This window comes from Sphingobacterium sp. ML3W, assembly GCF_029542085.1.
Taxonomy (GTDB): Bacteria; Bacteroidota; Bacteroidia; order Sphingobacteriales; family Sphingobacteriaceae; genus Sphingobacterium.
In genome coordinates, this window is sequence record NZ_CP107036.1 from 428,083 (window position 1) to 443,960 (window position 15,878).

8 protein-coding genes are annotated in these 15,878 nt (G+C 41.5%); 3 read left to right on the forward strand and 5 right to left on the reverse strand.

Features of this window, described 5'->3' with window-relative positions:
• Positions 1-23: 23 nt before the first annotated feature.
• Positions 24-4,199 carry a two-component regulator propeller domain-containing protein gene (locus OGI71_RS01790; protein WP_282253590.1) on the forward strand — a complete coding sequence of 1,392 codons (4,176 nt, stop codon included), beginning with the start codon at positions 24-26 and terminating at the stop codon, positions 4,197-4,199.
• A gap of 278 nt (positions 4,200-4,477) precedes the next feature.
• Here OGI71_RS01790 and OGI71_RS01795 read toward each other — a convergent pair whose 3' ends face one another.
• The 5 genes from OGI71_RS01795 to OGI71_RS01815 all read right to left on the reverse strand — a co-directional run bounded on the left by OGI71_RS01795 (position 4,478) and on the right by OGI71_RS01815 (position 10,740).
• The gene (locus tag OGI71_RS01795) at positions 4,478-5,677 is read right to left on the reverse strand and encodes an MFS transporter (protein ID WP_282253591.1); all 1,200 of its coding nucleotides are present in this window, start codon (positions 5,675-5,677) and stop codon (positions 4,478-4,480) included.
• Positions 5,678-5,875: 198 nt separating this feature from the next.
• On the reverse strand, positions 5,876-6,934 hold the full coding sequence (locus OGI71_RS01800; RefSeq protein ID WP_282253592.1) for a dihydrodipicolinate synthase family protein: 1,059 nt from the start codon (positions 6,932-6,934) through the stop codon (positions 5,876-5,878).
• An 18-nt stretch (positions 6,935-6,952) separates the two neighbouring features.
• Complete coding sequence (locus tag OGI71_RS01805; RefSeq protein WP_282253593.1) at positions 6,953-7,975, reverse strand: NAD-dependent epimerase/dehydratase family protein; 1,023 nt, start codon at positions 7,973-7,975, stop codon at positions 6,953-6,955.
• 7 nt (positions 7,976-7,982) lie between these two features.
• A complete protein-coding gene (locus OGI71_RS01810) occupies positions 7,983-9,212 on the reverse strand; it encodes an Nramp family divalent metal transporter (RefSeq protein ID WP_282253594.1) in 1,230 nt (409 codons plus the stop codon).
• Positions 9,213-9,216: 4 nt separating this feature from the next.
• Positions 9,217-10,740, reverse strand: a complete 1,524-nt coding sequence (locus OGI71_RS01815; RefSeq protein ID WP_282253595.1) for a PQQ-dependent sugar dehydrogenase — start codon at positions 10,738-10,740, stop codon at positions 9,217-9,219.
• A gap of 375 nt (positions 10,741-11,115) precedes the next feature.
• On the opposite strand from OGI71_RS01815, the gene OGI71_RS01820 reads away from it, so the two are divergent.
• Both OGI71_RS01820 and OGI71_RS01825 read left to right on the forward strand, forming a co-directional pair.
• The gene (locus OGI71_RS01820; RefSeq protein ID WP_282253596.1) at positions 11,116-14,232 is read left to right on the forward strand and encodes a TonB-dependent receptor; all 3,117 of its coding nucleotides are present in this window, start codon (positions 11,116-11,118) and stop codon (positions 14,230-14,232) included.
• 11 nt (positions 14,233-14,243) lie between these two features.
• The gene (locus OGI71_RS01825; RefSeq protein WP_282253597.1) at positions 14,244-15,860 is read left to right on the forward strand and encodes a RagB/SusD family nutrient uptake outer membrane protein; all 1,617 of its coding nucleotides are present in this window, start codon (positions 14,244-14,246) and stop codon (positions 15,858-15,860) included.
• The last annotated feature ends 18 nt before the right edge of the window (positions 15,861-15,878 follow it).

Below are 15,878 nucleotides of genomic sequence, written 5' to 3' on the forward strand. Positions count from 1 at the left end.
ATCCAATTTCAATTATATTCCTCATGATGCCATTACGTATTTGTATACTTTGGGTTTTTAGTACGCTGTTTGTCCTTTCTATTTCTAATGCACAGGAGAAGAACTATCGTTTTTTACATCTTGATGTAAACGAAGGTTTATCACAAGGTAGTGTTTTTGCTATCGAACAAGATCACCTGGGCTTTATGTGGATTGGTACCCGTGATGGTCTGAATAAATATGATGCACGTAAGTTTACAATTTATAGAAGCAATCCGCAGGATAGCCTTTCCCTGGAACATAATTTTATACAAGCAATTACCCAGGACAAGAAACAGCGACTTTGGGTAGGGACAACAGGTGGTCTTAATTTATACAATCGGAATGCAGATAATTTTACGCGTATTCCTTTGCCAGTCGTTGAGAGCACAAGTGGGAAAATAGAAGTGAATGTGCATCAAATTTTCCAAGATTCAAATGGTGTAATTTGGATTGCTACGAATGTTGGATTATATCGGATAAAAGAAGGTGCTCATTTGGAGGCGGAGCTTGTTTTCAATGAAATTACGGTTGAAGGGAGCAATGGCCGCTCGTATTTTAGAAATTTTAGAACAATATACGAGGATGGCAAGAAAAGATTGTGGTTTTGTACAGATGATGCAATCGTACTGATGCAGTCCGCTTCCAGGGATGGCAATAGATTGAAAGTGTTGCGGACCTATTTCAATCAGAAAGGATTGGTTAATAAAGTAAATCAACGATTTCAGGCTGTTCTGGAATTTGCTCCTGGTGTTTTTTGGGTAGGAACAAAATACAATGGAATAAAAATAATCAATGAAAATACAGGAGAGGTATCTTCTTTGAATACTGATGACAGTCCTACTGCAAATTTGGCAAATCAGGATGTACGTTCTTTGAAGAAGGCTTACGATGGGAGCATCTGGATTGGAACATTTAATGGCCTTTATTTATACCGAAACGGGAAAATATTATTTATACAAGCCGATGATAACAATCCCAATAGTTTGAGTAATAACTCTATTCGACCAATATTTCAGGATAAAAGGGGGTCTATCTGGATCGGTACTTATTTTGGCGGGATTAATATCTACGATAAAGATATCCCGAATTTTCAAAATTTCACCCATCAATCTCGACGAAATAGCTTGAGCTACAATGTTGTCAGTGCTTTTTTGGAGAATCCAAATGGTGAGCTGGTTATTGGGACAGAGGGTGGTGGATTGAATTATTTCAACCGATATACCAATTCATTTTTTAACGAGCGACATGATAAAAGTAGTGCGGGAAGCCTAAGTCATAATAATGTAAAATCTATCTGTCGCGATCGGGAGGGTAATTTGTGGGTCGGCACTTATGATGGTGGATTAAATTTAAGACGTAAAGGACAACAGGTTTACGAACATTTTCGTTTTGATCCAAATGTCATCAATGGACTGGCAAACAATAACGTGTATGCACTACTGGAGGATCGCCAGGGCGATATTTGGATCGGAACATTTGGTGGCGGTTTGCAGGTACAACGGAAAAATCAAAAACCCGGTTATTTCCAGACCTTCAACGTTGCCGGTAAACAGTTGAGCTCAAATATGGTCAGAGCACTCATGGAGGATTCCAGCGGTAATTTATGGATCGGCACTTCTAATGGACTAAATCTTAAAATAGCAGGTACCGATAAATTCGTATCGTTTTTGAATCACAAAAATGACTCACTTTCAATCAGTGGTAATGATATTATTAGTATTCATGAAGATAGAAAAGGACAAATCTGGATTGGAACCTATATGGGAGGTTTAAATCGCTATCTGCCCGAAAAGAAAGCCTTTAAACGTTTCAATGAACAAAATGGCCTTCCAGTCAATAATGTTTTTGGTATTCTGAGTGATCTAAAGAACAAATTGTGGCTAAGCACAAACACAGGGATTACCTGTTTCGATCCGCAAGCGGGGAGTGTTAGAAGTTATACAAAAGTGGATGGTTTGCCTGGTAATGAATATATTCAAAATGCTGCCGCCATACTGCGGGACGGAAAATTCGCTTTTGGTAGCTTTTCTGGTTTTACCCTATTCAATCCAGACAGTCTTAGCGTCAATAGCTATATTCCGCCAATACAATTTACAGATCTTAAATTGTTTAATCGTACCGTTAGACCCGGAATTGATGGTGTAATCCCCAAGGATATATCCATGATGGATGAATTGGTATTAGATCACAATCAGAATGTATTTAGTCTTGAATTCAGTGTGTTAAATTATGTTCATCCTGAAAAAAATAACTATGCCTATTATTTAAAAGGTTTTGATCAGGAATGGAATTATGTAACCAATCCAGTCGCCACCTATACGAACTTGGATCCGGGAAATTATGAACTCTGGATAAAAGGGTCAAATAATGATGGTATCTGGAACGAAAAGGCGCGGGTTTTAAAAATAAGAATTCTCCCTGCGCCTTGGAAAACATGGTGGGCTTATACAGGTTATTTCTTGATTTTGGGTTTTATTGTGTTCTTGATCATCCGTTTTTTTCATGGTAGAAATAAGCTAAAACGTGATCTTTTGATCCGAAAGATTGCTTCAGAGAAGCAAGAGGAATTGCATGAAGCCAAACTGAATTTCTTTACAAATATTTCGCATGAATTTCGTACACCCCTGTCTTTGATTATAGGACCGTTGAATCAATTGAAAACGGATCATTCGCTATCTGACTATGCACAGGAACATCTGGGCTACGCCACACGAAATGCCGATCGCTTGATGAATTTGGTCAATCAACTACTTGATTTCCGAAAACATGAAGGCGGAAAGATGGAATTGCACAGTCAGAAAGTTCTTGTATCTGAATATCTTAAAAACGTTTTATTAAATTTCCATTTTATAGCAGAGAAGAATAATATCCAGTTTTTTCTTGAGAACAATATTTCCACCGATTACCAGGCATATTTTGACCCTGAGCAGTTTGAGAAAGTGCTTGTCAATCTGATTTACAATGCCTTTAAATTTACCGATAAGGGGGGACGGATAAAAGTACAGGTTGAACTTGAGGGCAATGATGATGCGGCCAAATTACTTGTTTCCGTCTGGGATTCCGGTAGAGGCATCCCCGCAAAAGATATCCCCTTTGTATTTGAACAATTCTATCAGGCAAACACCGAGGGTTTTGTCTCTACGAGTAGTGGTATAGGACTTGCATTGTCAAGATCCATCATACATTTACATGGAGGCTTGTTAACTGTTGAAAGTAATATGGCTGCAGAGCCTTCAGCTTATAATACGGTCTTCAGGATCAGTCTGCCGCAGCAGAATTTGCATATAGATGCTTCATTTACAACCGATGTTTTAAGCGGAATTGAAGAGACGGATGTCTCTGAGCAGTCTGATCAATTGGTGGATGATCGGGGGCTTGTGGAGGTTGAAACTGACCGGACGGTTGATGAGAAACCGATTATTCTTGTTGCCGAAGATAATGTGGAGCTGAGATGTTTTCTTTGCGAAAACTTACGCAAGAAATATGTGGTTTTAGAAGCCAACGATGGAAACGAAGCGCTGGCACTGGTTCACGCCAAACAGCCGGATATTATTATTTCAGATGTGACGATGCCAAACTGTGATGGTATAACACTGTTGCAACAAATAAAGAACGATAATAGCACTAATCACATTCCAGTTATTTTATTGACTGCCCGAACTGCGGATCCATATATCACTGAAGCTTTTGAAGTGGGAACTGATGATTATATCACCAAACCATTCAGTATGCCACATTTGATTCAGAAAATATCAAACATCATACAGACAAGAAAACGTTTGGAGGAAAAATTTGTTCAAAATTATCTTTTGGGAGGACAGGGGACAGAGACAACCGAAAGAACGCGCTTTTTGGATCAGGTATTGCGTATTGTGGAGGAAAATCTAGGCTGCGAGGATTTCGGTGTACAGGAGCTGACGAAGGCAATAGGCGTTAGCCGATCAGTTTTATACCGTAAGATAAAACAGCAAACTGGTTTGAATCTGGTTGAATTTATCAATATGGTACGTCTGAAAAAAGCTGCACAAATACTGTTGAATAATAGTGAATTGAGTATTAGCGAAGTTGCTTATCAAGTAGGCTTCAATGATCCAAAATATTTTAGTAAGACCTTTAAGAAATTCTATAAAGAAAGTCCACGTACCTATATCGAGAAATTTAGTGTTAAAAATAATTAAGCTCTCACAAGCACCAACAGCAGTGAAAATCAACTGAAGGTTCTTTCTGGCTAATAAACCGAGTGTAGCGAGTTCATCGATGCTTAATGAAAAAAACGAATCAATAAAATAGACAAAAAAAGGTTTTCAAACGGGGAGAATGAAAACCTTCAATAACCAATTATAAACCTAAATTATGATAGTACAAATATAGCTGTTTTAAACTTGTCCTGAAAATAAATTAGCAACCTTATTGGATTGTGTAGCTTAAAATCGACAAAGTCTTTTATGTGTTTTAGCTATAGCCTATTCGTTTTAGCTAGCTTACTAATAAAAAAAAGTGCGAGCAGCCCCAAAGCCGCAAATACGGCGTATCCCAATCCGATTTCAAGTTGAGAAGAGGGATTGATTAAACTGACTGTGCCGTAACTCAGGGAGGACGTTAACAGGTAAGTAATTCCACCGACCAATCCGCCGGCTATTCCTGCTGACAATGGGAATCGCCCCAAACAATAACTGAAATAATTATTGAATATAAATCCGGCGGAACAATGTACCGCAAATGCGAAGAACGTCAGTGTATATAAATTTGTTTGATAAGGGGATACCACAATCATCAATAGTACCAGGATAATCTGGATAAAATTAGCGATTCGCAATTTCGGTATTAAGGCTCTTTTGATCAGCGCTTTTCCAATAAAACCACCGCACATCCAAGCTAATCCCATGATAAGTGAGGTGTAGCCTGTCGTGATCGCTCCATAACCCAATTGATGCTCGATAAAAAACGGGCCACTAAGGTTATAAAACATGACTAATCCGTACGATATTCCGCACATCAACACGCCAAAAGTAAAATCGTTTGTCTTTAACATCATTTTAAATTCGCCGATAAGATAGTTGACGTGTAACGGTTTTCTTTGTTTAATTGTCTCGCCAGAGAAGATAAATTCCAGGACAAAAAGTACCGCGCTATAAACTGCGAGGACCATAAAATTTGAACGCCATCCAAACTGCGTTTGTAAATATCCACCAATAAAGGGGGCGATAATAGGTCCAATAGACCAGACGATGGTCATGATACTGAGATAGTGCTTGCGTTGCTCGCCCTCGTACACATCGACAAAGTAAGCCCGTTTGGAAATGACGACGAATGCTGAAAGAATACCCTGCAAAATACGCATGAAGTAAATTGTCCAGATATCATTTGTGGTGGCGGTGATCCAAAAACTAAGGATAAAAAGGAACAACGAAATTAGATTGATCCGATATCTTCCCCATGCGTCCACGAGTGCACCAGTAAAGAATTGAGCTACACCGTAGCTGATTAGAAACAATGATAGTGTTAACTGGATACGGCTTTCACTGAGACCAAACTCCAAGGCCATTTGAGGCATCGAAGGAAGATAGATATCAGTAGCAAGTCCTGTAATTGGAACAAGTGCAAAAGCCAGTATCGTTGGAACAAAAGATTGTCTGGGTTTAGTGTTTTTTTCCATCGTGATAATTTGTCGACAAAAATAATTCCATTGATGGATACAAAATATATAGAATTCAAACAAATTATTGTGAAAATCAAACAGCCTGACCTCAGGACGTCAATAACAACAATGTTGACCCTAAAATGACTCAACATTGTTGTAGAAATACTGCTGGACCAAGATTCTGAAAATATTTTCGGACTGCAGCTGTCGGTATTATCTGGAATTTAGGAAGCGCTGTACAAAAACATCATCGTTTAGTTCAGGATAGTCGCTGTACACACGGTCAATTTCTTCTTTTTGACCAGGGGATAGTTGTTCTTTTGGATTGATACACCAAGTACCCTTTATCAAGCCCTGGCGTGTGAGGACTTCATGGAGCCCGGGGATACAGCCATGAAATGCATTTGCCGGATCAAAAAAAGCAGCATTACTGTCTGTTACTGCAATGGCTTTGCTTAAAAGATGACTTGCTGTCTGATTATCAGGATGGCGCTTGTAATTCTTAATTTCATCCAGAAGTGTTACCGCTTTTTGCGTCCACACCGCCCAATGCCCTAGTAAGCCCCCTTTAAAATCTATAGCAACTGTCTTCCCGTTCACTGGAAATTGATAGGTAGTCATTAGATCATTGACGATATTGTCATCATTGCCTGTATACATGGCGATTTGATCGCTACGATTTGAATTTGCGAGCGCACGCATGACATCCAGGGTTTGGTAACGATTGAAAGAAGCACATTTGATGGCAACAACATTTTCTATCGCAACAAACTCCTGCCAGAAGGAATAGGAAAAAATACGACCACCTACCGAAGGTTGGAGATAAAACCCAAATACTGGAATGATGGCAGCGACTGCACGAACGCGATCAAGTATAGCCTTTTCTGTCCAGTCGTTGAGTCCTCCCATACTCAATAAACCGATATCATAACCATATTTTAGCGCCGTCTTTGCTTCCTGTACGGCTTGTTCGGTAGGCCCACAGATACCTGCAATTTTAAGGAAGGGACGTTGAATCTCTGCCTTGTCCACCTCTTCGCTGGCCCATTTTAAAACAGTTTCGAACAGGTTGATTTTCGGATCACGAATTTCGAACTGGGTAGAATGTACGGCGACGGCAATCCCTCCGGCGCCACTTGCGATATAATATTTTGTCAGAAGACGTTGAGACTCTTCATCTATACTACGGTCCTCGTGAAGAGCCAGGGGATGGGCGGGGATGACGGTTCCAGCCCAGAGATGTTGTTGTAAATTAGCGTCTAATTTTTTCATTAGAATAATTGTTTTTCCTTAAAATTTTCCCTTTCTTTCTTGAAAATGGGTGTCTTTGTTCCAAAGCTCACCGCCGTTCATTAACCAGTGCGCGGTGATATCAATGGCTTCCCTGATGGTCGTTTTTGGATAGCCAAATAGGCGGTGACATTCGGAGGCATTGTTGAGCAAAGCGGTTCCTGCAGCTTGGTTTACAAATACCGGTGTGGTATCAAAATGTTCCGCAAAGCGTTCGGCGATCCAACGGATAGATAGGATCTCAGGACCAGTCACATTCAATATTTTGGCTGGTGTCTGGCAATGTAGTAGAGATCTTAATGCAATTTCATTGGCATCTCCTTGCCAGATTACATTGACATTTTCGGTTGTTAGGTCTATGGGTAATTGCTCCTTGACAGCTTTTGCTATTTCAACCAATACACCATAGCGAAAATCGACAGCATAGTTTAGACGATAGATGAGCGTTGGAGTATGATTTTTCTTGGCGAAATATTCGAAAATACGTTCTCGCCCCAAACAAGACTGTGCGTATTCACCCACAGGTTCTGGTGTGGTTTCTTCGGATACACCCGCTCGATTGATGGGGACAAAGGGAAGTACATTTCCTGACGAAAAGGCCACAATATTGGATTTTTCAAAATGTGAAGCAACCATTCCAGGGAGGTAGGTATTCATCGCCCAGGTGAAGTCTTCATTTCCCGTTGTACCAAATTTATGGCCAGCAAGATAGATGACATTGGGAACCTGTGGAAGCTGTTTGAGCTGCTCGGGATCCAATAGGTCGCAGGCAATGGTCGAGATGCCAGCATCTTCTAATTCTTGCTGGAGCTCTTTTGTTGAAAAGCGCGATACGCCAATAACCTTTTTTTCAATGCCAGCGGCCTCAATCGCCCGAATAGCTAATTTAGCCATACTTGGCCCCATTTTTCCGCCGATTCCTAAGAATAGGATATCTCCCTGGATTTTTTTTATGTCTTCAATGAGCTCCGCTGATGGTGCGAGTATCTGCCGCTCTAAAGCTGCTAAAGTGTTGTTATCCATAATTGGTTTATGTGATTAAATTGTAAAAATTACTGATAGCGAGGGCGACGAGCAATACGAGTCCTAAAATCGCCCACAATTTCGTCAATGGTTTGTTTTGGAGATCACCCATGATCTCCTTATCATTAGCGACAAGAAATAAGACAATACCAATAAATGGGACAAGGAAAATGGTGATGCTTTGCGCAAAAACAATAAGTTCTAGAGGTAGATTTCCGAAGATAAGTGCAATGACAGAACCAAAAATCATCACTAGGGATATGAACAATTTGACTTTTGGGTGGTTCAGGTTATTGCCATATCCAAAAGTATCACCGAGTAATGACCCCCCGAGGACGGCATTTCCAATTAAGGAAGAAAAAGAAGCACCAAAGAGACCAATGAAAAAGAGGTGCGAGGCGTAGGTTCCCAAAAGTGGCTCCAGCGCACGGCCCATTTCGGCTGCCGAACTCAGTTTAATACCTTGAGGATGAAGTGTGTTCGCTGCGCATACCATCACGGCCGCACTCATGATACCAAGAATAATAATGCCAATCCGGCTTCCCATAAGCTGCCTTTGAGTTGTCTGCTGATCGTTGGATAATTTGCGTCTGGATTGCACCAGATAACTCTGATAGAAGGCGCCCACGATCGAAAAACAAGACGCTGTAAAAGCGATGATCAGACCTACTGAGCTTGGTGGAATACTGGGTACAAATCCTTTGAAAAAGTCAGGTATAGGAGTCTCAATCATAATCGCTGTTGAAAGAAAGGCAAAGAGCATAAGAATAATCAGTGCCAGCATTAATTTTTCCAGCAGCGCGTAAAACGATTTAAAGAAAAGCAGCAGGATACCGATCACGTTAAACACAATAATCCATATTTGGGGATTTGTCCCTGTTGCCTCTGAGATGGAAATTGATACCCCCGTTGCATTGCCCGATTGGAAACAGGTAGCGACAAGAAAAATACCGATACCAATAATTATGGCCGTTGTTTTTCCAAACTTATTACGAATCAAAGCGAGTAGGGATTCGTCACGGGCAATACCGATACGTGCCGCCATATTGGTGAAAACTGTCATAAAACAGATGGCAACAACCACAACCCAAAGGAGTGAAAAGCCGTAATCAGCACCCATTTTTGACGTAATAGTCATTTTGCTTGGGCCAAAAACCAAAGCCGCGGTAATGATTCCTGGCCCTAGGATGGATAGCCAGTTCTTGAATAAGGAGCGTTTAGGAGCTTGTTGTTCCATAAGTTTAGCGTAATGAGGTTAAGTTTTGTTGGTTGATTTTAGTCGCATTATTCCCAAAATGAGTTCGAATATAATTTGCAACCGCGATGACTTCCTCGTCTTTGAGAAACGAAAATGCTGGCATTGCGCCCTCATATTTGACTCCATTGATCGATTGACCGTTCAGCCCGTGTAAGAGCAGTTTTAGAAGTGCTTTTGGTTCACCATTGACCATCGTTGACTGTGCTAATGGCGGAAACGTATTTGTGAGTCCTTTGCCATCAGATTTGTGGCAGGAAGTGCAGTAAGAATCGTATAATGTTTGTCCGTTTTTTACACCGGGCACGATACTGTTGGCCGTTTGCGGCTTGAGGATAGGGACCACAGCTTTATCTGAAAGCCGTAGCCGATAAATAACATCGTCATCTGGCTTCGGAAATCCTTTTTGCGGATTCCAGTCACGGTTGCTCGAACAGAAATAGATATCGCCGTTGGGTAAAACCAAAACCGAGCGCAAGCGGCCAAGCTGATCTTTAAATAAGACTTTTTCATCGGTTATCTTTTTGCCATCGGCTGATAATTTCAGGATCCGTAAGGACTGGTTTTTTAGCGTTGCTAAAATCAAACTGTTCTGCCATTCCGGAATAGTAGCGACACCATAATAAGCCATTCCGGAGGGGGCAACAACTGGTGTCCACGATTTTATGGGGTCAGTTCGAGGGCTTAGTTTGGCTATGGCTTTCTCCTTTTCGGTATCAATCATACCTTCAATTTGCGGCCAGCCATAATTTTTAAGGGGCTGAATAAGATTAATCTCATCCTCAATGGCATCCCCATGTTCGGAGGTGTAGATCGTTCCTTTGTCGTTATGGGTAAGTCCCTGCATATTACGGAAACCCCAGGCATAAACATAACTGTTTGCTATCGGATTATCCGAAGGAATCGTACCATCCAGGTTTAACCGCAAGATCTTTCCATTTAACGAACTGCTATCCTGTGCAAAGGTATCGCTTGCAGCATCGCCTGTCGCCCAATAGACTTTTTTGTCAGAAGATACAATGACACGTGAGCCGTTGTGTCCCGTATTGCCCGGTATCTGTAACAGGCGTGTTGGGTTGGACAGTCTGCCATCGGTACTGTAATCGTAGCGATATAAATTTGAAAAAATAAGACTGTCTCTTTTACTGGTATACGAAAGATAGAGATAGGCCTGTTCGTGTTCGGGCTGATACAAAGACATGCCTAACAGCCCGAGTGTACGCTGATGGTAGACGTTTTTTAGGCTATCGACTAAAATGACCCTTTTTGTTCGTATATCCAGTCTACGGATACTTCCACCAATTTCCGAAAATAAGATAGCCTGATTTACATGATCGTATTGTAAGTCCCATGGAACTTGTAGGTCAGTGGCCTCTTTGGATAAAGAAAGTATGCTGTTCTCCAATTGGATGCTATTGATTATTACTGTCTCCTTTTCGTCCCGGGGAGAACAGGAAGATAGAAAGGATGTCAATAGCAATAGCCAAACACAGTTTATTTGTTGTTTCATTGTCGGTCAATGGTTATTCTTTTGATTTATCTGGTTATGTCAAAATTAGTTTATTAAAAATAAATATACAAAAAATAATGTAATTTGTATACAAAATAACTGAAAATATGTTGCTAAATTCGATTTAGTATCCTCGTTAATTAATTCTATAGATGATTTTATTAGGTTAATCTGTATTTGTTGTGAAGACTGTTTTGTAAAAAAGTAAAAAAAATATTTAATTGTATACAAAAAATATATATTATTGTATTCACTATGATGAAGTATAGGAGCGGAGTTATTATAAATTATAACGACAAAACGCCGCTTCTTTAAAATACCAATAAACTGAAGAGCTTATAAATCATTTATTTAACCACTTTAACCTGAGTATTCATGATACTAAAACAGATTAAAATCCGGGATGTGATAAACAGGAACTGCCTTTTGGTCGGGCTGCCTTTTATTTCAATGGGTGCGTTTGCCACTGTTCCCTCTTTTCCTCACCTGGAAAAGATTCCCATTCAACGCGTTCTTACTTCGACAGGGGGCGCAGCAAATTTTCAACAGCAGATCGTTGGGCAGGTGCTCGATGCGAAAGGTCAGCCATTGGCTGGAGTGGAGGTGCGCAATCTTAAAAACTCATCCGTTACGGTGACAGATCAGGAGGGGCGGTTCAAATTGAATGGGTCTTCTTCTGATCAGATTCAGTTTCGCCTGATCGGTTTTAGTACAAAGGTAGTCTCGGCAAGGGATGTGCAGGCTTTGCTGCTTGAAACGAATGAAAGTACCCTGGATGAAGTCGTTGTAGTTGGTTATGGTAAGCAGAAGAAAGAGACGCTGACGGGTTCTGTTTCCAGTGTTAGGTTTGATGAGTCAACGGTGAGCCGGCCAAACATGAATTTGGCTTCCGCTTTGGTCGGTAAAGCTTCAGGGCTTAATATCGCACAGACCTCCGGTAGTCCGGGTGCTGAGGGGTTTGATCTGTTGATTCGTGGCAAGGGGACGATGAATGATGCTTCCCCTTTGGTTGTCATTGATGGGGTGCCCGGTGCACTGAATGATGTCAATCCAAATGATGTGGAAAGCATATCCGTGTTGAAGGATGCGTCATCGGCTGCAATATATGGTTCCCGGGCTGCGAATGGCGTTATATTGGTAACCACCAAGCGCGGGAAGGGAGAAGATTTTACTGTAACCTATAATGGGTACTTCGGGCGTCAGCAAGCGGCTAAAAATATCGGTTTTATAACCGATATGGCAACCCATATGGAGCTTGTTAACGAGTCGGAAGGGCGGGAAAAATATGGTGCTGAATTAATTGATACCTGGAGAAAGGAGTCGGCGGCCGGTAATCCGCTGTATCCAAATACAGATTGGTACAAGGAAATGCTGAATACCGCGCCGTTAACCGAACATACGCTGTCTGTTCGTGGCGGCGGTAAAAAAGGAAATTTTGCCATGTCCTTGGGTTTTCTGGATAACAAGGGGGTGGTGGATAATTCCGGTTTCAAAAAATATGATTTTCGGATCAATGCCGATACGAAGATCAAGAATATATTGACATTGGGTGGAAATGTTTTTGGTACCTGGTCAAACCGGCAACCCTTGGATGTAAATAGCTTCTTTGGAGCGATCCGTAATACGACGCCGGGAGTTGTGCCGCAGTATGAGGACGGGCGTTATGGAGGGGAGATGTTCCCAGGGCTCCCTCAGGGGGCTAATCCAAGAGCTTATGTAGATAATATTCGGGGAGATTACGAAAGGCAAAAGCTTGGACTTAAATTTTTTAGTATAGTGAATTTCATGGAGAATCTGGAGTGGGAGAGTAGTTTTGGTTTTAATTACAATAATAACCGGAATTGGGAATATGTGCGACCTTACTCCTTGTGGAACTTACAGACTGGATTGGAGTATCAAAAAAAGCCAAGTGTAAGTAGTTTGTTCAATGGTAGCATCCGTAATTATACTACGGTGCTGAATACCCTGTTGCGGTACCGTGAAACAATTGCGGACAATCATCATTTGGCGGTATTGCTGGGTTTTGATCAGCAGTATAACCGTATGGACAAATTTGATGCAAAAAAGAATGATATATTGGGGGATGATGCGATCTATATTCTGGATGCGGGGGCAAACCTTGAAGCGATCAATGGTTCCGGAACAGATGATGCCCTCCAGTCTTATTTTGGCCGTTTGAATTATGATTTTAAGGGGAAATATCTATTTGAAGCAAATGCACGCTATGACGGTTCTTCCCGATTTGCAAAGGAGAATAGATGGGGGTTCTTCCCGTCCTTTTCAGCGGGCTGGCGTGTAACGGAAGAGGAGTTTGCTCAGCCTTTGAAAGCTGTATTTGATGAAATTAAAATTCGTGGTTCATGGGGTAAACTGGGGAATAATAGAATCGGCGATTATACTTATCAAGTCGTATACGGTTCCTATTTATATCCATTTGGCGGTCAGCTGAAGCAAGGAGTGGCGCCAAAGGAAATCGCGAACAGTAAAATAAAGTGGGAAACGACCACGATTGCTAATATCGGTTTGGATCTTGCTCTATTAAATAATAGGTTGACTTTTAGTGCAGAATATTTTGATCGCAATACATCTGATATCCTGACGAAGATCCCTATTCCTATGGTGATGGGTAACTTTTCACCGCCTTGGCAAAATGTTGCCGAGATGCGTAACAGAGGGGTTGATCTTCAGCTTGGATACTTTGGGAAAATAGGTGCAGATTGGTCCTACGGTCTAAATGGTAACCTGTCCTTCCTGAATAATAAAGTGATTAAGTTCAATGGCAATAGATCAATCAACGAAAGTTATATTACGATGGAAGGAAAGCCTTTCAATAGTTTCTTTATGCTTGAATTTGATCGAATTATACAGGATCAAAGTGAAATTGATCAATTGAAGGCAGATGGTTATACTTTTGGGACATATGTAGGCGGAGAGCCTAAGCCGGGGGATATGTTGTACAAAGATGTGAACGGTGACAAGGTGTTCAATGAGGAGGATAGGGTTGTCAAGAATTATTCGGGATTGCCTAAAGTGACTTACGGATTGAGTCTGAATGCCGGTTATAAAGGCTTTGATCTGAACGTCGTGGCACAGGGTGTTAGTGGTGTGAAGCAATATTGGGGTAACGACGGTTTTAATACGTTCAACATCAATGAAGGTTTCTTGCAGAATGCGGAAATATTAAATCGCTGGACACCTGAAAACCATTCTACCGAATATCCGCGATTGCGTACTTCAGGTAGTGCCTTAAATACTGTATATAGTGACTACTGGCTACAGAATACCTCATTTTTAAGAATCAAATCGATACAGCTGGGTTATGCATTGCCAAAAGAGGCATCGGCGAAGTTTAAAGTGGATAGATTACGTGTATTCGCTAATCTGGAGAATTACTTCACATTCACAAAGTTCAAAGGTTATAATCCGGAGAACGCCAGTGTCTCTTATCCCTCAATGAAACAATGGGTAGTTGGTTTAAATGTAACATTTTAAGACGAAAAGCCATGATTAAGAAATTTAACAAGATAATAATTGCATCACTTGCATTAGCGCTACTAAGTTCTTGTAGTGATTTTTTGGACCGAAACTCACTGGTCGGTCTTTCGGAGGAGAGTTTTTGGAAGTCTGAGCAAGATGCTGTCATGGGGGTGAATACCCTTTACCATGCCAATAGGGAATTTACCAATAGTATTGTGATTTATGGGATGATGGATGATTTTACCGATATATCCTATCAGTCTTTTGCAACGGGATTGACAACGGGCGTTTTTCCTGCCAATGCGGGTTTTTACCTCACCTCCTGGGGAATATTTTTTAAAGGAGTGTATCGTGCAAATACGGCCCTGAAGAATATTCCTACTATCGCAATGAGTGAAGCTATAAAAAAACGGAGTATTGGCGAAGCTAAGTTTTTCCGGGGGTATTTTTATTTTAAATTATGGGATTATTTCGGTGGAGTTCCTTTATATGACAGTCCGATCAATGTGGATGAATCTTATGAGCCCCGGAATACGGAGAAAGAGGTGTATGAGTTTATTGTCAAAGATATGACCGAAGCTTATGAGGCATTGCCGGATACTTATGATGCCTCAAATAAGGGACGTGTGACCAAATGGGCGGCCCTTGCCATGCGGGGCAAAGCACATCTTTGGGCGAAGGAATATGCGAAAGCTGCTGCTGATTTTAAGGAGCTGATGGATAAAAGTGACCGCAAGCTGCTTGCTGATTTCCATAGTTTGTTTCGGGTTGCCGGCAATAACAATAGTGAAGTGATCTTTGATGTGCAATATATTGCTGAGCAGGGGCATGGTATAGCGACCGATCGTAATTACGGAAATGCCCGAGGTGCAACGACCGGATCCCAGAGGACAAGGCCTACGCCTCAGCTTGTCAATGCTTTTGATATGGAAGATGGAACGGCTTTTAATTTTGCGAATTATACCAATGCAAAAGGACAGCCTTTTAATCCCAATAGCGCCGAGGACTGGAAAGATGAAGCTTCGGTACGTAAGCTTTTTGAAAAACGTGATCCGCGCTTGCAGCAGTCTATTGTTGTGCCATGGTCAACTTTTGTGGGGCGCGGTGGTGTGACTTATCTGTATAAGTTTCCGGTGGCGAGCACCGACCCGAATGCTTATGTGCCCGTGTGGACAAATGGCAGCTATGCATGGCGCAAATTTGTGGAGACAGGTTCTGTTTATACCCTTCAGGATAATATGCCGCAGAACTTTCCGTTGGTTCGCCTGGCAGATGTGCTGCTGATGTATGCTGAAGCAAAGAATGAGACCTTGGGTGCACCTGATCAAACGGTCTATGATGCGATGAATGCGGTTCGTAAAAGAGTTAAGATGCCTGATCTGCCTTCTGGCTTGAGTAAGGAACTGATGCGTGAGAAGATACGTCACGAACGTATGGTGGAGCTGGCCGGTGAAGGGCAGCGGTATTCGGATATCCGACGATGGAAAATCGCAAAAGATGTCGTGGACAAAGTTTGGATGACAGATTTTAACGGGACGCAGATCAGGCAGCGGGGGTTCCCAGATCATTATTATCTGTGGCCTATTCCGCAGGCAGAAAGGGATGTGAATCCAAATTTAACACAAAATCCGGGCTGGGAGTAAAAATACTTCCGCCTGTGG